Source organism: Erwinia sp. 2186 (genome assembly GCF_057812255.1).
Genome location: NZ_CM173824.1, coordinates 2135272 through 2153227, shown reverse-complemented (window position 1 = coordinate 2153227; position 17956 = coordinate 2135272). Strand labels below are relative to the sequence as shown.

At 56.2% G+C, this 17956-nt stretch carries 22 protein-coding genes; 18 read left to right on the top strand and 4 right to left on the bottom strand.

What is annotated here, in order from left to right; translation table 11 throughout:
* Positions 1 to 25: 25 nt before the first annotated feature.
* The 15 genes from ACXKZG_RS09910 to ACXKZG_RS09840 all read left to right on the top strand — a co-directional run bounded on the left by ACXKZG_RS09910 (position 26) and on the right by ACXKZG_RS09840 (position 11894).
* Positions 26 to 619 carry a phage baseplate assembly protein V gene (locus ACXKZG_RS09910; protein WP_488876124.1) on the top strand — a complete coding sequence of 198 codons (594 nt, stop codon included), beginning with the start codon at positions 26 to 28 and terminating at the stop codon, positions 617 to 619.
* A complete protein-coding gene (locus tag ACXKZG_RS09905; RefSeq protein WP_488876123.1) occupies positions 616 to 963 on the top strand; it encodes a GPW/gp25 family protein in 348 nt (115 codons plus the stop codon). The genes ACXKZG_RS09910 and ACXKZG_RS09905 overlap by 4 nt, the downstream gene beginning before the upstream one ends.
* A 1-nt stretch (position 964) precedes the next feature.
* Positions 965 to 1873, top strand: a complete 909-nt coding sequence (locus ACXKZG_RS09900; RefSeq protein WP_488876122.1) for a baseplate assembly protein — start codon at positions 965 to 967, stop codon at positions 1871 to 1873.
* Complete coding sequence (locus ACXKZG_RS09895; protein WP_488876121.1) at positions 1866 to 2474, top strand: phage tail protein I; 609 nt, start codon at positions 1866 to 1868, stop codon at positions 2472 to 2474. The genes ACXKZG_RS09900 and ACXKZG_RS09895 overlap by 8 nt, the downstream gene beginning before the upstream one ends.
* Positions 2471 to 3490 carry a phage tail protein gene (locus ACXKZG_RS09890; protein WP_488876120.1) on the top strand — a complete coding sequence of 340 codons (1020 nt, stop codon included), beginning with the start codon at positions 2471 to 2473 and terminating at the stop codon, positions 3488 to 3490. Before ACXKZG_RS09895 ends, ACXKZG_RS09890 begins: the two co-directional genes overlap by 4 nt.
* Before the next feature lie 9 nt (positions 3491 to 3499).
* Positions 3500 to 3910: a tail fiber assembly protein gene (locus ACXKZG_RS09885; RefSeq protein WP_488876119.1), complete on the top strand. Its 411-nt coding sequence runs from the start codon at positions 3500 to 3502 to the stop codon at positions 3908 to 3910.
* Positions 3911 to 4025: 115 nt separating this feature from the next.
* Positions 4026 to 5195 (top strand): phage tail sheath protein, encoded by a 1170-nt coding sequence (locus tag ACXKZG_RS09880; protein ID WP_488876118.1) that lies wholly within the window; start codon positions 4026 to 4028, stop codon positions 5193 to 5195.
* A gap of 10 nt (positions 5196 to 5205) precedes the next feature.
* Entirely contained in the window at positions 5206 to 5715 is a 510-nt protein-coding gene (locus tag ACXKZG_RS09875) for a phage major tail tube protein (RefSeq protein ID WP_053140613.1), read from the top strand.
* Between the two features lie 56 nt (positions 5716 to 5771).
* Positions 5772 to 6050 (top strand): phage tail assembly protein, encoded by a 279-nt coding sequence (locus ACXKZG_RS09870; protein ID WP_053140611.1) that lies wholly within the window; start codon positions 5772 to 5774, stop codon positions 6048 to 6050.
* Between the two features lie 32 nt (positions 6051 to 6082).
* Entirely contained in the window at positions 6083 to 6205 is a 123-nt protein-coding gene (locus ACXKZG_RS09865; protein ID WP_053140783.1) for a GpE family phage tail protein, read from the top strand.
* The gene (locus ACXKZG_RS09860; RefSeq protein WP_488876117.1) at positions 6198 to 8636 is read left to right on the top strand and encodes a phage tail tape measure protein; all 2439 of its coding nucleotides are present in this window, start codon (positions 6198 to 6200) and stop codon (positions 8634 to 8636) included. The genes ACXKZG_RS09865 and ACXKZG_RS09860 overlap by 8 nt, the downstream gene beginning before the upstream one ends.
* 1 nt (position 8637) lies before the next feature.
* Positions 8638 to 9162, top strand: coding sequence for a phage tail protein (locus tag ACXKZG_RS09855; protein ID WP_488876116.1), 525 nt, complete (start codon positions 8638 to 8640; stop codon positions 9160 to 9162).
* Complete coding sequence (locus ACXKZG_RS09850) at positions 9162 to 10322, top strand: phage late control D family protein (protein WP_488876115.1); 1161 nt, start codon at positions 9162 to 9164, stop codon at positions 10320 to 10322. Before ACXKZG_RS09855 ends, ACXKZG_RS09850 begins: the two co-directional genes overlap by 1 nt.
* 92 nt (positions 10323 to 10414) lie before the next feature.
* Entirely contained in the window at positions 10415 to 10633 is a 219-nt protein-coding gene (locus ACXKZG_RS09845) for an ogr/Delta-like zinc finger family protein (protein WP_488876247.1), read from the top strand.
* 184 nt (positions 10634 to 10817) lie between these two features.
* Positions 10818 to 11894, top strand: coding sequence for a phage integrase (locus ACXKZG_RS09840; protein WP_345827798.1), 1077 nt, complete (start codon positions 10818 to 10820; stop codon positions 11892 to 11894).
* Positions 11895 to 12213: 319 nt separating this feature from the next.
* Here the strand turns inward: ACXKZG_RS09840 and ACXKZG_RS09835 are convergent, their stop codons facing one another.
* From ACXKZG_RS09835 to yobA, 3 genes are read right to left on the bottom strand one after another with little or no spacing between them, the layout of a single operon-like run.
* On the bottom strand, positions 12214 to 12552 hold the full coding sequence (locus tag ACXKZG_RS09835) for a YebY family protein (protein WP_134824300.1): 339 nt from the start codon (positions 12550 to 12552) through the stop codon (positions 12214 to 12216).
* 60 nt (positions 12553 to 12612) lie between these two features.
* The gene (copD, locus tag ACXKZG_RS09830; RefSeq protein ID WP_488876114.1) at positions 12613 to 13491 is read right to left on the bottom strand and encodes a copper homeostasis membrane protein CopD; all 879 of its coding nucleotides are present in this window, start codon (positions 13489 to 13491) and stop codon (positions 12613 to 12615) included.
* Position 13492: 1 nt separating this feature from the next.
* A complete protein-coding gene (gene yobA / locus ACXKZG_RS09825; protein ID WP_134824302.1) occupies positions 13493 to 13858 on the bottom strand; it encodes a CopC domain-containing protein YobA in 366 nt (121 codons plus the stop codon).
* Between the two features lie 163 nt (positions 13859 to 14021).
* Here yobA and ACXKZG_RS09820 point away from each other — a divergent pair, with 163 nt between their 5' ends.
* The 3 genes from ACXKZG_RS09820 (at position 14022) to exoX (ending at position 15773) form a co-directional block, all read left to right on the top strand.
* The gene (locus ACXKZG_RS09820; protein WP_013202504.1) at positions 14022 to 14252 is read left to right on the top strand and encodes a DNA polymerase III subunit theta; all 231 of its coding nucleotides are present in this window, start codon (positions 14022 to 14024) and stop codon (positions 14250 to 14252) included.
* A gap of 84 nt (positions 14253 to 14336) precedes the next feature.
* Positions 14337 to 15095, top strand: coding sequence for a carbon-nitrogen hydrolase family protein (locus ACXKZG_RS09815; protein ID WP_013202505.1), 759 nt, complete (start codon positions 14337 to 14339; stop codon positions 15093 to 15095).
* A 12-nt stretch (positions 15096 to 15107) separates the two neighbouring features.
* A complete protein-coding gene (gene exoX, locus ACXKZG_RS09810; RefSeq protein WP_013202506.1) occupies positions 15108 to 15773 on the top strand; it encodes an exodeoxyribonuclease X in 666 nt (221 codons plus the stop codon).
* Here the strand turns inward: exoX and ACXKZG_RS09805 are convergent.
* Positions 15770 to 17836 (bottom strand): prolyl oligopeptidase family serine peptidase, encoded by a 2067-nt coding sequence (locus ACXKZG_RS09805; protein ID WP_488876113.1) that lies wholly within the window; start codon positions 17834 to 17836, stop codon positions 15770 to 15772. The two genes, exoX and ACXKZG_RS09805, sit on opposite strands and share 4 nt — an antisense overlap.
* Positions 17837 to 17956: the final 120 nt, after the last annotated feature.

The window sequence follows — 17956 nt, the reverse complement described above, 5'->3', positions numbered from 1 at the left end:
CCAGACATAAGGGCATCCTCATCTAATGAACTCACAAATTCCAGAAATCCTGCGCCTGCTGCGCAATCTTATCCGTATCGGCACCGTGTCCGCCATCAATCTGGAGGACGGGCTGTGTCGCGTGGATACCGGCAGTAATACAACGAACTGGCTGCACTGGCTGACCGCCCGTGCCGGGCGCACCCGTTCATGGAATGCGCCTTCTGTCGGTGAACAGGTGCTTGTCCTGTGCCTGGGCGGCGAGCTGGATACCGGCTTTGTGTTGCCCGGCGTGTTCTCTGACGAAAACCCCGCCCCGTCAGCCTCGGCCGATGCACTGCACTGGTCATTTCCCGACGGCGCTGTGATCGAGTATGAACCGGAAACCAGCGCACTCAAGGCGACCGGTATCAAGACCGCGACCATACAGGCGGCGGTAAAAATCCTGCTGGATGCGCCAGAGGTTGAATGTACCGCATTGCTGAAAACCGCCACGCTGGAAGTGACCGAAGGCGGCACGATGGCGGGTGACATTAAGCACAGCGGCGGCGGCTTCAGCTCTAACGGCGTAATCGTTCATTCCCATAAACACGACGGCGTGAAGTCCGGCACCGATCTGTCAGGAGGGCCGAAGGCATGACCGTGAAATATATCGGCATGAACCGGGATACCGGCGAGGCCATTACCGATATTGAGCATATTCGCCAGTCGGTGCGCGACATTCTCCTGACGCCAGTCGGCACCAGGGTAATGCGTCGCAGCTATGGCTCGCTGCTGTCGGCGCTAATTGACCAGCCTCAAAACGAGGCGCTGCGCCTGCAAATTATGTCGGCCTGCTATATGGCGATCCTGCAATGGGAACCCCGCATAAAACTGACCGGCATCAGTTACGAATCCGCGTTTGACGGCGGCATGGTGGTTGAAATCACCGGCACCCGCAGTGATAACGCGCAGGATTTTTTACTAACCATTCCCGTGAGCTGATATGGCAACTATTGACCTGAGCCAGCTACCCGCACCCGATGTGGTGGAGGCGCTGGACTACGAAACCCTGCTGGCCGAACGCAAAGCCACGCTGATATCGCTTTACCCGGCTGAGCAACAGGATGCCGTCGCCCGCACGCTGGTGCTGGAATCTGATCCGGTGGTTAAGCTTCTGCAGGAAAACGCCTACCGCGAGGTGATCCTGCGCCAGCGCGTCAACGAGGCGGCTAAGGCCGTCATGGTGGCTTATTCACTGGCAGATGATTTAGACCAGCTCGGGGCAAACAACGGCGTAACCCGCCTGACCCTGACGGCGGCGGATGAAACGACCTTACCGCCGACCGACGCCGTGATGGAAAGCGACGATGATTACCGCGTGCGCATCGCTGCCGCCTTTGAAGGGCTAAGCGTGGCCGGGCCTTCAGGGGCTTACGAGTATCACGCAAAAAGTGCCGACGGGCGCGTGGCCGATGCGTCGGCGATCAGCCCTTCCCCGGCCTGTGTCACCATTACCGTGCTGGCGCGTGAGGGCAACGGGCAGGCGGCTGCTGATCTGCTGGCCGTGGTGGACGCGGCGCTGAATGATGAGGACGTGCGCCCTGTTTCCGACCGGGTGACGGTGCAGTCAGCTGAAATCATCGAATACAGTATTGACGCCACGCTTTACCTGTATCCGGGACCCGAGGCTGAACCCATCCGCGCCGCATCAGAGGCAAAGCTTGCCTCCTTTATCACTGCGCAGGCCAGACTTGGCCGGGACATCCGCAAATCAGCCTTATATGCCGCCCTGCACGTTGAAGGGGTGCAGAGGGTTGAGCTGGCCGCGCCTGTCGCCGATGTGGTACTGGACAAGACGCAGGCCGCTTACTGCACCGGCTACAGCATTACGATAGGGGGATCGGATGAGTGATCGCCTGCTGCCGGTCGGTTCTTCTGCGCTGGAGGTTGCAGCTGCGGAGGCGTGCGCAAAGATTGACGAAATCCCGGTTCCACTGCGCAGGCTGTGGAACGCGAAAACCTGCCCGCTTGCGCTGCTGCCCTATCTGGCGTGGGCGTGGTCTGTTGACCGCTGGGACCAGGGCTGGTCTGAGTCCACCAAGCGCAGCGTTGTTGCCGCCTCGGAATATGTACACCGCCATAAAGGCACCATCGGCTCGCTGCGTCGTGTGGTTGAGCCGCTGGGATACCTTATCCGCATTGTTGAGTGGTGGCAGACAAACGATGAGCCAGGCACGTTTCGTCTTGATGTGGGTGTGCTGGATACCGGCATTACCGAAGAAATGTACAACGAGCTTGAGCGCCTGATTGCGGACGCCAAGCCATGCAGTCGCCACCTCATCGGGCTGTCAATCAACCTTGACGCCAGCGGCGTGCTGCCCGTTGCCGCCGCCTGCTACAGCGGCGACGAGCTGACCGTTTACCCCTATACCCCTGAAATCATCACCGTGAGCGGGCCGGGCTTTACCGGCGCGGCGGTGCATCTTATTGACCTGACGGAAGTGAGCACATGACAACAAAATATTTTGCCCTGCTGACGAGCCAGGGCGCGGCAAAGCTTGCCAACTCCGCCGCGCTGGGCACGAAAGTGCAGATTACCGAAATGGCCGTGGGCGACGGTGGCGGCACGCTGCCCACGCCTGACGCGGCGCAAACCAGACTTGTCGGGGAAAAGCGCCGCGCTTCGCTCAACGCGCTGACGATTGACGCGGCGAACAGCAGCCAGATTATCGCCGAGCAGATTATCCCGGAAAGCGAAGGCGGTTTCTGGATCCGCGAAATCGGGCTGTTTGATGCCGACGGCGTGATGATTGCCGTTGCCAACTGTGCGGAAACCTACAAGCCGCAGTTACAGGAGGGCAGCGGCCGCACGCAGACCGTGCGCATGATTTTAATTGTGAACAGCACGGCCGCAGTCACGCTGAAGATTGACCCTTCCGTGGTGCTGGCAACCCGGAAATATGTTGAAGACGCGGTGATCGAGGTTAAGGTTTATGCCGACAAGGCGCTGGCTGCGCACGTTGCCGCCGACAATCCGCACAAGCAATACCTCATGATGGCAAGCGCGCTGGCAGAGATTAAGGATGCCGGGCTTGTTGCTGACGCGCTGAAAAACCTCGGCCTGGGTGAAGCCGGTAAGCATGAGGTTGCGGCAGCGGCTGATATGACGGCTGGCGGGGATAAGCTGCCTACCGTTGCTGCCGTTATGAGCCTCTTCAGCAAACGCGCCTTTACAGGCTATGACTATATCCGCATTCCCGACGTTCCCGGCGGGCTGATTATTCAGTGGGGATCGCTCAACCTGCAGAACGGCGCGGGACAGGTAACTTTTCCCGTAGCGTTTACCAAAGCGGTGATCCGGGTGCTGGCCGGTGACATCAGCAGCGCATCCTGGAATTCAAGTAACTTTACCGTATTTGGCCCGGCAAATCCGACGCTCACCGGCGTGGGCATTCGTGCGGTCACGCTTTCAGGGACAACCTTTGTTCAGGCCATAACCGGCAGTCAGTGGCTGGCAATAGGATATTAAGGGGCAATCATGACGAAGTTTTACAGTGCATCAACAGGCGGTTTTTATTCCTCAGAGATCCACGGCAACGACATGCCGGAAGATGCAGTAGGTATCTCTGACGAGGTATGGCAGAAGATGTGTGACGGTCAGGCGGAGGGAAAGATTATTATCGCTGACGCAGGGGGCAAGCCGACTCTTGCCGAACCACCAGGACCCACGAAAGACGAGCAGATCGCAACGGCTGAAGATGAAAAAAACGTACTTCGCGCAAACGCTGATTACATCATTCAGCCGCTAAAGGATGCCGATGAATTGGGCATTGCGACGGACAGTGAGAAAGTACGGCTAAATCAGTGGAAGACGTACAGGGTGATGCTCAACCGCGTGGCGACTTCCACAGCGCCAGACATTACCTGGCCGGAAAAACCCGCCTCGTAAAATCAGTGCTGACCGGGCAGGCTTTTGTCCGGTCATTCTTCAGCAAACCGCAACCGCATGCATCGCCCCGCCCGAGCGGGCAATCTGAGCGCACCCAATTCATGGAGTGCATCAGATGTCTGATTATCATCACGGTGTCCGGGTCGTCGAAATCAACGACGGCACGCGCACCATTTCCACCGTCTCCACCGCCATCGTCGGGCTGGTCTGTACCGCCGAGGATGCGGACGCGACCGCGTTCCCGTTAAACACGCCGGTACTGCTGACTAACGTACTGTCTGCCATCGGCAAGGCCGGTAAGAAAGGCACGCTGGCAGCATCTTTGCAGGCGATTGCTGACCAGGCTAAACCCGTCACCGTTGTGGTGCGCGTGGCTGAAGGGGCGACCGATGCGGAGACTATCTCCAATGTCATCGGCACCACTGACGAAAACGGCCAGTACACCGGCATGAAGGCGTTACTGAGTGCGCAGACCCAGCTCGACGTTAAGCCGCGCATTCTCGGCGTGCCGGGACTCGACTCGCTGGAGGTTGCGACCGCGCTTGCCAGTATTGCGCAGCAGCTGCGCGCCTTCGCCTACGTCTCCGCATGGGGCTGTAAAACCATTTCGGACGCGATGAAGTATCGCGAGAACTTCAGCCAGCGCGAGCTGATGGTTATCTGGCCGGACTTTATCGCATGGAACACCACCGCCAACGCCTCAGAAACCGCCTACGCCACCGCGCGTGCGCTGGGCCTGCGCGCCAAAATCGACAACGACACCGGCTGGCACAAAACCCTGTCGAACGTTGGCGTTAACGGCGTGACCGGCATTTCTGCCGGGGTATTCTGGGATTTGCAGCAGACCGGCACCGATGCCGACCTGCTGAATCAGGCGTGTGTGACCACGCTTATCCGTAAGGATGGTTTTCGTTTCTGGGGAAACCGTACCTGTAGCGACGATCCGCTTTTTGCGTTTGAGAACTACACCCGCACCGCGCAGGTGCTGGCCGACACGATGGCAGAGGCGCACATGTGGGCCGTTGACAAGCCGCTGACGCCGGTACTGGTGCGCGAGATTATCGCGGGTATTAACGCCAAATTCCGTGAGCTGGTTAACGCCGGTTATCTGCTGGGCGCGTCCTGCTGGTATGACGAAGCTGCCAACGATAAAGACACCCTTAAGGCGGGCAAGCTCTTTATTGATTATGACTACACGCCGGTGCCGCCGCTGGAAGACCTGACGCTGCGCCAGCGCATCACCGACACCTATCTGGCGAACTTCGCCGCGTCCGTTAACAGCTGAGGACTGAACAATGGCATTGCCAAGAAAACTCAAGGGGATGAACCTCTTTAACGATTCCAACAGCTATCAGGGCGTTGTTACCAGCGTTACGCTGCCGAAACTCTCCCGCAAGCTGGATCCGTTCCGTGGCGGCGGCATGAGCGGCGCAGCGCATATTGATATGGGCCTCGACGACGACGCGCTGGATATGGAATGGAGCATTGGCGGGATTGATGAGCTGGTGCTGTCGCAGTGGGGCGCGGGGTCCGTACCGCTGCGCTTTACCGGCTCTTACCAGCGCGACGACACCGGCGAGGAAATCGCGGTAGAGATTGAGGTGCGCGGCAAGCACCAGGCGTTTGATTTTGGCGAGGCCAAGCAGGGCGAGGACACCGAAACCAAAATCACCACCAAATCCACCTATTACAAACTGACCTTTAACGGCAAGGAGCTGATTGAAATCGACACCCTCAACATGGTTGAGAAGGTCAACGGCACCGACCGTCTGGAGCAGCGCCGTAAAAATATCGGCCTCGTTTAACCCTTATGCCAGCGCCCCGTCGCTGGCCCTACCCCCTATCTGAGCAGAGAGAAAAAATGGAACTGAAAGAAAACGTCGTTACCCTTGAAACCCCGGTTATGCGTGGCGAGCTGGAAATCAAAACCCTTGAGGTGATTAAGCCTAATTCCGGCGCGCTGCGCGGCACCCGCCTTGCCGATCTGGCTGGCTCGGACGTGGATGCGCTGATCACCGTGCTGCCGCGCATCACGCTGCCTGCACTGACGAAGGCCGAGTGTATGAACCTCGATCCTGCTGACCTGATTTCACTGGCAGGCAAGGTGATTGGTTTTTTGTCGCCGAAATCGGACGAGTAAGCTGGCCCGGCGGTATGACCGTTAACGACCTGATGGCCGATATCGCCACCGTTTTTCACTGGCCTCCCTCTGAAATGTACGCCATGCAGCTGGACGAGCTGCTTGACTGGCGGCACAAGGCGATGATCCGCAGCGGAGTAAAACCCGATGAGTAACAACCTGAAACTACAGGTGCTGCTTAAGGCGGTAGACCAGGCGACGCGCCCGTTTAAAGCCATTCAGAACCAGACCCGAAAGCTTTCCGGCGATATCCGCGAAACGCGCGACAGCATCAAGGCGCTCGACGCGCAGGCGGCGAAGATTGACGGCTTTCGCAAGACAAGCGGCCAGCTAGCGGTCACGCAGCAAAAGCTTAAAGACGCCAAAGCTGAAGCGGCCGCACTGGCCGTGCAGTTTCGCAACACGGAAAAGCCCACCACGGCGCAGGCCCGCGCGCTGGAAAAAGCCCGTCAGGCCGCAGGCGAGCTGCAAACCAAAAGCAACAGCCTGCGCCTGTCGGTGCAGCAGCAACGTGAGGCGCTGAACGCTGCCGGGATTTCCACCAAAAAACTGAGCAGTGAACAGCAGCGGCTGAAGAGTGCCGCCGGGCAGGCAACGGTCAGCCTGAGCCGCCAGAAGCAGGAACTACAGCGCCTTGCCCAACAGCAGGAGCGGCTGAACCATATCAGCGATCGCTACCGTAAAGGCCAGGAATTATCCGGCAGGATGCGCAATGCCGGTGCTGCCGGTGTGGGCGCGGCAACCGTCGGCGCGATTGCCGCGACGTCGGTACTGCGCCCCGGATACGAATTTGCCCAGGCTAATTCCACGCTTCAGGCGACGCTCGGTCTGGATAAAAATTCCGATGATTTCAAATCGCTTAAAACGCAGGCGCGCAGCATTGGTGATAACACTGCGGCTTCCGCGAACGATGCCGCGCTTGCGCAGATCATCATCGCCAAGTCGGGCGGGTCGGTTGACGACATCAAGGCCGCAACGCCGGTCACGCTGAATATGTCGCTGGCCAATAACCGCACGATGGAGGAAAGCGCCAAACTCCTGATGAGCACGAAGAACGCTTTCGGACTGGCTAACGGACAGGTGGCGCACCTGGGCGACGTGATTTCCGCGACGCTTAACAAGACCGCCGCCGATTTTGACGGGCTTAATGATGCGCTGACCTATATTGCGCCGGTCGCCAAAAACGCGGGCGTGAGCGTTGAACAGACCACGGCCATGATTGGTGCGCTGGCAAAGGCGGGCACAACCGGCAGCATGGCCGGTACGGGCGTGCGCGCCATGCTGCTGCGCGTGCAGGCACCGACCGGTCAGGCGTTCAAGGCAATCAAAGAGCTGGGCGTAAAGACCGCCGACAGCAAAGGCAACATGCGGCCGTTCTTTACCATCCTGAAGGAGATGCAGAAATCCTTTGAGAAAAACAAGCTGGGTACGGCGCAGCAGGCGGAGTACCTGAAAACCATCTTCGGGGAAGAAGCCGCATCCTCTGCGGTTACGCTGATGCAGAGTGCAGCCAGCGGATTACTGGACGACCTGACTAAAACGTTTCAGGGATCTGACGGCAGCACGGAAAAACTGGTCAAGGTGCAGCAGGACAACCTCGGCGGCGACTTTAAGGAATTACAGTCGGCGCAGGAGGCTATCGGCACCGACCTTTACGATCAGCTTGATGCCAGCCTCAGAAAGCTGACGCAGGACAGCACGAAGTTTTTGCTGACCGTGGATAGCTGGATACAGAAAAATCCGGCCCTGTCTTCGGGTATTGCCAAAGCCGCGACGGCGGGCCTGATTTTTGTGGGCGCGCTCGGTGCGCTCGGGCTTGTCGCGTGGCCGGTGATGGCCGGTGTGAACGCGCTTATCGCGGGCGCGGGGTTGCTCGGCACCGCATTCAGCGTGGCGGGCGGTGCCATTACTGCCGCACTGGGCGCGCTTACGTTGCCGGTGGTGCTTGTGGTTGCCGCAGTCGTCGCCGGTGCGCTGCTTATCCGTAAATACTGGGAGCCAATCAAGGCGTTTATTTCCGGCGTCGCTGAAGGCTTTACCGCAGCAGCAGGCCCGATAAGCGACGCCTTTATCTCGCTGCAACCCGCCTTTAACTGGCTGGGTGACAAGGTTAAAGACCTGTGGAGCTGGTTTACAAAGCTGCTGGATCCGGTGAAGTCCACGCAGACAGAGCTTAAAAACGCCGGGGATATGGGCAAGACGTTTGGCAAAAATCTTGCCGATGCGCTGAAAATCCCCGGTCAGGCGCTCGACCAGCTGATGAGCGGGATTAGCTGGGTACTGGATAAGCTCGGCGTTATCGACAGTAAATCTGACGGGCTGAAGGACAAGGTTCCCGACCACGACCCGGTCGCGCCGAACGGCCTGCCGTGGATGCTGGCCGACAACGGTCCGGACTATAAGCCGGTGTCGTCACCGGCGGCAGGGGGCGGATATAACGATCTGAGTCAGAACAGCTACCAGTACGAAATTAACATGCATCCGGGTATGACCAAAGACGACGCGCTGGCGCTGATGGCGCAGCATCAGGAGCGTAACGACCGTAACCGGCAGGCACAGCAACGCAGCAAAATGGGGTGGGAATAATATGATGATGATTTACGGCATGATGCCGTTTATGCGCCAGACGCTGCCTTATTCCGAGTTGCAGCAAAGCGTTGATTACCGCTGGCCGACTAACAGCCGCGTCGGGCAAAGGGCGTCGGCGCAGTTTATTGGCGTGGGTGATGAGAAAATAACCCTGACCGGCGAGCTGCGCCCGGAGGTGACCGGCGGCGCTATCTCCCTGCTGACGCTCAAGGTGATGGCTGATGAGGGGCGCGCATGGCCGCTGATTGGCGGCAACGGCACGATTTACGGCATGTACGTGGCGGAAAGCTTTTCGGCAAGTCACAGCGAGTTTCTGAGCAACGGCAGCGCGCAAAAAATAACGTTCACGCTGGGGCTGAAGCGCGTGGATGAATCGCTGACCTCAATGTTTGGCGACCTGAAAAAGCAGGCCGACGGGCTTGTAAGCGGCGTTAACAACCTGCCCGGCCAGATTACGTCCGCCATTAATAACGCAAAATCTGCCGCGAGTGGCATTATCTCAACCGTGGGCGGGCTGCTGTGATGGCCGTTACCGGGTTACCCGTGCAGGCCGGGGCGCAGATACAGCCTGACTTCCTGCTGACGGTGAATGCAAAAGACATTACCGGCAATATCCGCGACCGGCTTATCTCCCTCACGCTGACCGATAACCGCGGCTTTGACGCCGATCAGCTCGATCTTGAGCTGGACGATGCCGACGGGCAGCTGGCAATGCCGGTGCGCGGGGCGGTGATAAAGCTGTATCTGGGATGGAAAGGCCAGGCGCTTATCGGCAAGGGAGAATTCACCGTTGATGAGGTTGAGCATCACGGCGCGCCTGACACGATGGTTATCCGGGCGCGCAGCGTGGATTTTCGCGGTTCGCTGAATTCCCGCCGGGAGGTTTCCTATCACGACACCACCCTGGGCAAAGTGGTAACGCAGATTGCGGAGCGTAACAGCCTGAAACCCATGCTGGCGGATGGCTTTGCGGCGCTGCCGGTCGCCCATATTGACCAGACGCAGGAAACTGACACGAAGTTTTTGACGCGGCTTGCCTCGCTGTATGGCGCAGTGGCCGCTATCAAGGCCGGGCGGCTGCTGTTTCTGCGCCCCGGCAGCGGCGTGACGGCGAGCGGTAAGCCTATTCCGCAGCTGACGATCACGCGTCAGGACGGCGACCGGCACACCTTCAGCATTGCCGACCGGGGTGCATACACCGGCGTAACGGCCAGCTGGCTGCATACCAAAAATCCAAAGCCGAAAAAGGTAAAGGTAAAGCGCGTACCGAAGGAAAAACACCTCCGCGCCCTGGAGCATCCGGCGGCGAAAAAGAAAAAGGCCGCTGCAAAAACGCCGGAAGCCCCGGATGGGGATTATCTGGCCGGCACTGAAGATAATGTGTTTGCGCTGACCACGGTTTACGCCACCAAAGCTACCGCCATGCGGGCCGCAAAGGCCAAGTGGGACAAGCTTCAGCGAGGTGTTGCCGAGTTTTCGTTAACGCTTGCAATGGGGCGTGCTGACCTGTTCCCGGAAACACCGGTCAGGGTCAGTGGATTTAAGGCGGTGATCGACGCGCAGCCCTGGCTAATCAGTAAGGTGACGCACAGTCTTAACGGCAGTGGCTACACGACGGCGCTGGATTTTGAGGTGTTGTTGTCGGATGTTGAGTATGAAGCTGAAGACGGTATAACAGGGTGATACAAGCATAAATTAAAATTTGCAAGTTTATGTTTGATTATGCAAAATTCAAACATCCCTCCCCCGCTTCGCATTCACAGGTAAATTCGATAATGATGCATTGCCCACTTTGTCAGACCGCTGCTCATGCTAAAAGCAGCCGCTACATCTCGCGCGAAACAAAAGAGCGTTATCACCAGTGCCAGAATATTAATTGCAGTTGCACTTTCAAAACCCATGAAAGCATAGCAGGGATGATCGTCTCGCCCGGAGAAACAAATAAGGTCCAGATCTTTACGCACAATGCGCAACAGCCCTCCCTGCTCCACTGATGACGCCCGCGAAAGCGGGTTTTTTTTCATTAATTATTCCAACCGTTCCCCACATCATCCGTAAATCTTCTTTACTACTTATTCATAGAGTTGAACTCATGAGTTATGTATGAAATTTCTAAAACAAACATTGAATACTGTATTTACATACAGTATTTTTATGGTTTTTACACTCAGGTTTATCATGGCTATCAGAAAACAATCAGACGGCAAATGGCTTTGCGATTTCTATCCAAATGGCCGTGAAGGTAAGCGCATCAGAAAGAGCTTCAAGACTCGCGCTGAGGCAATAGCATTTGAACGTTATCAGGTCGAGGAGTCCAAAGCTAAACCCTGGCTTGGCGAGAAAGAAGATCGCCGTAAACTCAGCGAACTTATAACCCTGTGGTACAAATTACATGGCTGCTCTCTGGGTGATAAAAAAGGCCGGCTCGGCAAGCTCAACATAATTTGCAGGGGATTGGGTGATCCAGTTGCAACCACCATCACCGCAAAGGATTGGGCGCATTACAGAGAAAGGCGTCTAAGCGGCCAGATTGAGAACGGCTATAAAACCAGTGAGAAATCTCTCAAGGTCAAAGTGGGTACGGTAAATCGTGAGCATTGTTTTTTACGTGCAGTCTTTAACGAACTGGAACGCCTGGGTGAGATCACCTACCCTAACCCGCTCAAAAATATTCGTGAGTTTGACGAACCTGAAAAGGAAATGTCCTGGCTCACGGACGCGCAGATATTACGACTCCTCGCAGCTTGTGATTTACACGGCAACCCCGAATTAACCCTCATAGTCAGAATCTGCTTATCCACTGGCGCACGCTGGAGCGAAGCTGCTGGACTCAAAGCAAGTCAGATATCCCCGAATAAAATCACCTTCATAAATACCAAGGGTAAGAAAAACCGTACTGTTCCAATAGGGGACCAGCTTTATAACGATCTTAAAGATAAAGAAGGCTCGTTTTTTTCTGAATGCTATCGCCAGTTCTACCGGGTAATTCGCCTTGCCGCGATAGAGTTGCCAGAGGGTCAGATGAGCCACGTCTTACGCCACAGCTTCGCCAGTCACTTTATGATGGCCGGTGGCAACATTGTCGTTCTACAACGCATCCTCGGGCACTCAGATATCCGCGTAACTATGCGTTACGCTCACTTCGCTCCTGACCATTTGGAGGAAGCTGTAACCAATAATCCATTGGCGAAAATCACAGGTAAAAATGACTACAAAGTGTCTACAGAGGTTCCTACAGGGGGTAACACGGTATAACAGGAGGGTGTCTAACTGATTGATTTAACACTAAGTTACTGTTTTTAAATACATTAAAAAAAAAGACCGAAGACGATTCCTATCTTCGGTCCAGGGAAATGGCTCCTTGTGGGAGCCGTGCGCTAAAAGTTGGCATTTATGCAGGCTATGTCGCCTTGCCCTTTAAAAGGTAGTACAGGCGCGGGGATTTTCCAGCCAGTTGTAAACGGCTTGCTATAAACTTGTTGGCTCTGTGATCATGGCGGCAGAAACAGGCGAACTGCCTTGCCAGGCGGCAAGACAGCGTAATGAAGTGAATCTCTGGCGTGACTTTTTCGGCTTAGTTACACAGCTTTTGAGTGCGCTCGATAATCGGCGTCAGGCTCTTTTTCTGGCCCGGATGCTGTCGGTCGTCGCTCTGGATAATGCTGATGTTCTGCCCTTTCGCCTGCCCGCTCTTCACCAGAGCGCTGGCGACATCGTTGATTGGGTACTGCGCCAGCGTGCTTGGATTGATAACAAACAGCGCATTGCCTTTGGCACAGGTCAACATCACTTCTTCGCGGTCGAAAGGCCAGGTATCCTTGCCCATTTCAAAACGACTTACGGTGATAATCTCCGCCGCCATGGCGCTGGAACAAAAACTCAGTGCAATCATCAGACTGGCCAATTTTTTCATGGTGGTGCAAACCCTCTCTGGATAACGCCTGCCGTGTGCAGGCGGTAGAAATAATCAGTATCAGGCCGGTTCAAGCGTGGCAAACACGCTGACCAGCAGCAAAACCAACGCCGAGAGCAACAGCTCAGCCAGCGTGGTCAGCAGGAATTTATGTTGGGCATTCTCACCGCTACGCTGAAATCGTGGCACCAGCCAGTAACGGTTAAACAGGGCGACCGCACACATCAACGCCACCAGCAGCGTCTTAATCAGTAGCAGCTGGCTGTAGAGCTGAAAGCTGGCCGGTGGCCAGCCCAGCAGCAATAGCGCGTTGATCACGCCACTGATCACCACCAGCGCCACCGCCAGATGCCCGTAGCGTGAAAAGCGCATCAGGGTGCGGATCGCGTCATAGCGTGTCGCCATCTGTCGCGCGTCATTCATCAGCAGTGCCACCGGCAGCAATCCACCGGCCCAGAAGGCCGCCGAGAGCAAATGCACGGCCTGATTGGTGCGTTGCAGCATGCCCATCGCGCCATCCAGCATCGCGGCATGTCCGACAAAGGCCAGGCCCACCAGCTGCCCTACTCCACTCAGCAATAAGAGCTGCTGACGAATACGGCCCTGAAGCAGCAATGCCGCCACGCCCAACAAGGCGGCGATCAGCTGCCATTGCCAGGCCTGACCAAAACGGGTCTGCAATACCGCCAGCCAGACGTCCGTATTGCCGAGATCCTGCCAGCCATCGCCCATCAGCCCGGTTTGGGCGGCGAGCAGCATAACGGCGGTAATCAACGCCGTTATCGCGCTGCAACTCAATAACAGGCGAAAACGTCCCGCCAGATAGGATCGAAAACGGGCTGGCGCCATCAATGCGGTATACAGGCTGCCGCTTGCCAGCGACATCAGCGCGGCAAAGTGCAGCCAGCGGCAGAGTATATAAAAGGTGCTGAGGGACATCTTACTTCACGCTAAAGCTGTAGTTCCCGTTGGTTTTATGTCCGTCTACCGAAAGCACATGCCAGTTCACCAGGTAATGACCCGAGGGCAACGGCTTCTGTAAGGGCGCAATCAGCTGGTTATGCTGTTTTGGTGCGCGCTCAGCTTTCGCGGTTGGGATCGCTTTCTGATTGCCGTCGAGGATCACCACGCCGCTGAAAGCAGGTTCGATATCTTCAGAGAACGTCAGCGTTAACGCCTGAGGAGAGGCTTCAACATTCGCATTCGCGGCGGGATACTGGCTCTTCAAATGAGCATGTGCAGAAGCTTGCTGAGAGAAGGCGGCAGCGGTCAACGCCAGAGCAAAAACCATAGAGAACTTACGCATAATAGTCGTATCATCCTGTCCTTGGCAGCCCGATAGCTGCGATGAGGCCGAAAGGATACCCCGCTTAAAATAATGTGTCGAGCCGATAACGGCGCTAAGCAGACCCAGGCTTGCGAAAGTGCACTAACTGCTATATTTTTGCCGCCGTAACAGGAGAAAGCTGATGACTCAAAATCTGGCCAACTGGCCGCAGGAAGAAAAAGATAAGGTTAACGTTGACCTGGCCGCTGCAGGTGTGGCGTTTAAAGAACGCTATAACATGCCGGTAATTGCCGAAATGGTTGAGCGCGAGCAGCCGGAAGCATTACGTGACTGGTTCCGTCAGCGTCTGACGCAATATCGCCAGGCTTCACTGAGCCTTTCGCGCTTACCTTACGAACCAAAACTAAAATAGCCGTCAATTTGACTTAATATCTCTTGTCTTTATTCACCGCTTCGGTTGTGATGATGGCCTCAATGAGGCCTTGCTGGAGAGCTTATGTCTGTCTGGAGTATCGCTGCTGCTCAATCAGGTTCGCGACCGGGTGACATCACCTGGAACATTTCCCGCCACCTTGAATTCATTCTTCAGGCTGCATCCCATCACATCGATTTACTGATCTTCCCTGAACTTTCCCTCACCGGCTATGAACTCTCCCTGGTGCCCACTCTGGCGATGACCCTGGACGATCCGCGTTTGCAGGTGTTTGCCGATGCCGCAACTGCCCATCAAATGTCGATTGTCATCGGCCTGCCGCTGGTTAACGGCGAGGATATTCTGCTCAGCGCCGTGGCTTTCCTGCCGGATGGCACCAAGGTGGCCTACGGCAAACGCAATCTGTTTGGTGATGAGAAGCTGTTCTTTACCGCGGGTGAAGGCGTGCCGCTGTTTGGTTATCAGCGTCATCATGTCGCCATGGCGATCTGCGCGGATATCAGCGTGGAAGAGTATGCCCGCGACGCGGCAAGACGTGGCGCCAACCTGTATGCCACTGGCGTACTGGTTTCGGAAAAGGGCTATCACAATGATTGTGAATACCTGGCGCGGTGGTCACGCGACTACAAAATGGCGGTGCTGATGGCCAACCATGCCCTGCCCACCGGCGGTTATCAAAGCGCGGGCAAGAGTGCGCTGTGGGATGAAAGCGGCAGACAGGTGGTCGCCGGCGGCGAAGGTGAGCAGTTAGTCATTGCCAGAAGAACGGGTAATGATTGGCAAGGAGAGGTGCATTCGTTACGCTACCCGCCAGTTTTTTAAAAGGGACGCATAATGTTACGCGTGATAGATACCGAAACCTGCGGTCTGCAGGGTGGAATTGTGGAAGTGGCGTCGGTCGATGTGATTGATGGCAAGATTGTCAATCCGATGAGTGATTTGATCTGCCCTGACCGGCCAATCAGCCCACATGCGATGGCGATTCATCGCATCACCGAAGCGATGGTCGCGGATAAGCCGCCTATCGAGCACGCCATCGGTCGTTATCACGGAAGTCCCTATTACGTCGCCCACAACGCCAGCTTCGACCGGCGGATGCTGCCCGAAATGCACGGAGAGTGGATTTGTACCATGACCCTGGCACGCGGATTGTGGCCAGGCATCAAATACAGTAACCAGGCACTGCGCGAAACCCTGAAGCTGGAGGTTACCCCTCCGGCCGATCTTCACGCGCACCGGGCGCTGTACGACTGCTATGTCACTGCCGCCCTGCTGATCCGCATTATGGATTATTCCGGCTGGGATGCTGCCGAGATGATCCGCAGAATGCTGGTGAAAGGCTCAAGCACCACCTTCCCGTTTGGCAAATACCGTGGCAGTAAAATTGATGATGTGGCGAAACGCGATCCGGGATACCTCAAATGGATGCTGAAAAATATCCCGGATCTTAAGCCCGATCTGCGCAGCGCGATGGAACGCGCGTTGTCAGCTGAGGATTAGTTTGCGTTGCCCGCGCTGAGCGTTTCCTGCGCCAGCGCGATCAAGAAGGTGTATTCCAGCGCCACGCCTTCGTAAGCCTTGAAGCGTCCTGATTTACCGCCGTGTCCTGAGTCCATATCGGTGCAGATCATCAGCAGGTTATCATCCGTTTTCAGCTCTCTCAGCTTCGCCACCCATTTTGCCGGTTCCCAGTACTGTACCTGGGAATCGTGCAGACCGGTGGTGATCAGCAAATGCGGATAGGCCTGGGCAGTAACGCAATCATACGGGCTGTATTGACGAATGTAGCGGTAATACTGCTCTTCCGCCGGATTGCCCCACTCGTCATATTCCCCGGTGGTAAGCGGAATGGATTCATCGAGCATGGTGGTAACAACGTCGACGAACGGCACCTGCGCCACAACGCCATGGAACCGGTCAGGCGCCATATTGATTACCGCACCCATCAGCAGGCCACCGGCGCTGCCGCCCATCGCATAGAGCTTATCAGGATGACCATATCCCTGTGCCACCAGCGCATCGGTCAGATCGATAAAGTCGTTGAAGGTGTTCATCTTATTTAACAGGCGGCCATCGTCATACCACTGCTGCCCCAATTCTCCGCCACCGCGAATATGCGTCAGGGCAAAGACGAATCCGCGATCCAGCAGGCTCAGGCGGCTGGCGCTGAAATCGGCATCCATACTGCTGCCATAAGAGCCATAGCCGTACACCAGCAGCGGATTTTTGCCCGGCTGATAGTGGTCGCGGTGATAGACCAGGGAAACCGGCACTTCAACGTCATCACGGGCGGTGATCCAGTGACGTTCACTGCGATAGTTGCTGCCATCAAAGCCCTTAACCTCAGCCTGTTTCAGCACCTTGCGCTCGCCACTGTCCAAATCCAGCTCAAACAACGTGTCCGGTGTGGTCATTGACGAGTAGCCATAACGGATTTTGCTGGTCTCCGGGCTGGGATTGTAGGAAAGCCAAGTGACATAGGCCGGATCGTCAAAGGCGATGCCTGACTCCTTGCCGGTCAGCCAGTGGATCTGGCGCAGGCTGGTCAGCCCACCTTCACGTTCTTCGACCACCAGCCAGTCACGGAACAGGCTGAAATCTTCCAGCACCACATCAGGCCGTGGCGGGATCAGTGTCTGCCACTTGTCTTCCGCGAAAGCAGCGGTCCGGTACAGACCGAAATTTTTGCCTTCACGATTCGAACGCACATAGAACTGATGCTGGTAATGATCAACGCCATATTCGTGATCCTTTCGGCGCTGGCAGAACAGTTGCGGTTCGGCATTCGGGTCAGCGGCATCCAGCAGCAGAACTTCGCTGGTGGTGCTGCTGCTCAGGGAGATGAGGATATAGTCTTCCGAGGTGGTTTTGTGCACGCCGACGTAGAAGGTATCGTCCAGCTCTTCATATACCAGCTGGTCATCCTGCACAGGCGTTCCCAGCGTATGGCGCCAGACCTGATAAGGCAGCAGCGTCTGCTCATCTTTCTTCACGTAATACAGCGTACGGTTGTCGCTGGCCCAGGTCAGGCTGGATGAGACATTTTCCAGCACATCTTCGTACCAGTCTCCGGTTTCCAGATTGCAGAAGCGGATGCCGTACTGACGACGTGAGAGGAAATCCTCTGCAACCGCCATGATTTTATTATCGCCGGTGATGCCGACGCCGCCGAGGGTATAAAAATCGCTGTCCTTCGCACGCAGGTTGCCGTCCAGCAACACGTCCCACTGATCAGGCGTAGTGGTCTCTTCAGGCTGGCGCGTATAGATGGCGTATTCATTGCCCTCTTCATAACGGCTTTGATAGCGGTAACCCTTTCTGACGTAAGGGACCGAGTGATCGCGCTGAGGAATGCGGTCAATAATCTCCTTCAGCACCGTCTCCTGCAGCGCCTGCTGCGACTGCATGATCTCTTTACCATAGGCATTTTCGGCCTTCAGGTAGTCGAGGACCGCAGGATCTTCCCGCTTGTCATCGCGCAGCCAGTAATAATTATCGGTGCGGGTTTCTCCGTGGAGCGTCATATCGAAAGGAATTTTTTTGGCAATTGGTGGTTTATGCATGGTTCAGCCCCGTTGGATCAATCACATAGGCTAAGGGTGGCAGTTGTTATCAAGATTGCCAAGCGCAATGGCAGGAGATTGGAAAAATAGTGTGACGGGGTGACGCAAGCGTCACCCCGA

Excerpts from the sequence above, each read along its gene's own strand:
- ACXKZG_RS09910 (WP_488876124.1), top strand. The coding sequence starts at position 26 with ATGAACTCACAAATTCCAGAAATCCTGCGCCTGCTGCGCAATCTTATC.
- ACXKZG_RS09905 (WP_488876123.1), top strand. The coding sequence starts at position 616 with ATGACCGTGAAATATATCGGCATGAACCGGGATACCGGCGAGGCCATT.
- ACXKZG_RS09900 (WP_488876122.1), top strand. The coding sequence starts at position 965 with ATGGCAACTATTGACCTGAGCCAGCTACCCGCACCCGATGTGGTGGAG.
- ACXKZG_RS09895 (WP_488876121.1), top strand. The coding sequence starts at position 1,866 with ATGAGTGATCGCCTGCTGCCGGTCGGTTCTTCTGCGCTGGAGGTTGCA.
- ACXKZG_RS09890 (WP_488876120.1), top strand. The coding sequence starts at position 2,471 with ATGACAACAAAATATTTTGCCCTGCTGACGAGCCAGGGCGCGGCAAAG.
- ACXKZG_RS09885 (WP_488876119.1), top strand. The coding sequence starts at position 3,500 with ATGACGAAGTTTTACAGTGCATCAACAGGCGGTTTTTATTCCTCAGAG.
- ACXKZG_RS09880 (WP_488876118.1), top strand. The coding sequence starts at position 4,026 with ATGTCTGATTATCATCACGGTGTCCGGGTCGTCGAAATCAACGACGGC.
- ACXKZG_RS09875 (WP_053140613.1), top strand. The coding sequence starts at position 5,206 with ATGGCATTGCCAAGAAAACTCAAGGGGATGAACCTCTTTAACGATTCC.
- ACXKZG_RS09870 (WP_053140611.1), top strand. The coding sequence starts at position 5,772 with ATGGAACTGAAAGAAAACGTCGTTACCCTTGAAACCCCGGTTATGCGT.
- ACXKZG_RS09865 (WP_053140783.1), top strand. The coding sequence starts at position 6,083 with ATGGCCGATATCGCCACCGTTTTTCACTGGCCTCCCTCTGAAATGTAC.
- ACXKZG_RS09860 (WP_488876117.1), top strand. The coding sequence starts at position 6,198 with ATGAGTAACAACCTGAAACTACAGGTGCTGCTTAAGGCGGTAGACCAG.
- ACXKZG_RS09855 (WP_488876116.1), top strand. The coding sequence starts at position 8,638 with ATGATGATGATTTACGGCATGATGCCGTTTATGCGCCAGACGCTGCCT.
- ACXKZG_RS09850 (WP_488876115.1), top strand. The coding sequence starts at position 9,162 with ATGGCCGTTACCGGGTTACCCGTGCAGGCCGGGGCGCAGATACAGCCT.
- ACXKZG_RS09845 (WP_488876247.1), top strand. The coding sequence starts at position 10,415 with ATGATGCATTGCCCACTTTGTCAGACCGCTGCTCATGCTAAAAGCAGC.
- ACXKZG_RS09840 (WP_345827798.1), top strand. The coding sequence starts at position 10,818 with ATGGCTATCAGAAAACAATCAGACGGCAAATGGCTTTGCGATTTCTAT.
- ACXKZG_RS09835 (WP_134824300.1), bottom strand. The coding sequence starts at position 12,552 with ATGAAAAAATTGGCCAGTCTGATGATTGCACTGAGTTTTTGTTCCAGC.
- copD (WP_488876114.1), bottom strand. The coding sequence starts at position 13,491 with ATGTCCCTCAGCACCTTTTATATACTCTGCCGCTGGCTGCACTTTGCC.
- yobA (WP_134824302.1), bottom strand. The coding sequence starts at position 13,858 with ATGCGTAAGTTCTCTATGGTTTTTGCTCTGGCGTTGACCGCTGCCGCC.
- ACXKZG_RS09820 (WP_013202504.1), top strand. The coding sequence starts at position 14,022 with ATGACTCAAAATCTGGCCAACTGGCCGCAGGAAGAAAAAGATAAGGTT.
- ACXKZG_RS09815 (WP_013202505.1), top strand. The coding sequence starts at position 14,337 with ATGTCTGTCTGGAGTATCGCTGCTGCTCAATCAGGTTCGCGACCGGGT.
- exoX (WP_013202506.1), top strand. The coding sequence starts at position 15,108 with ATGTTACGCGTGATAGATACCGAAACCTGCGGTCTGCAGGGTGGAATT.
- ACXKZG_RS09805 (WP_488876113.1), bottom strand. The coding sequence starts at position 17,836 with ATGCATAAACCACCAATTGCCAAAAAAATTCCTTTCGATATGACGCTC.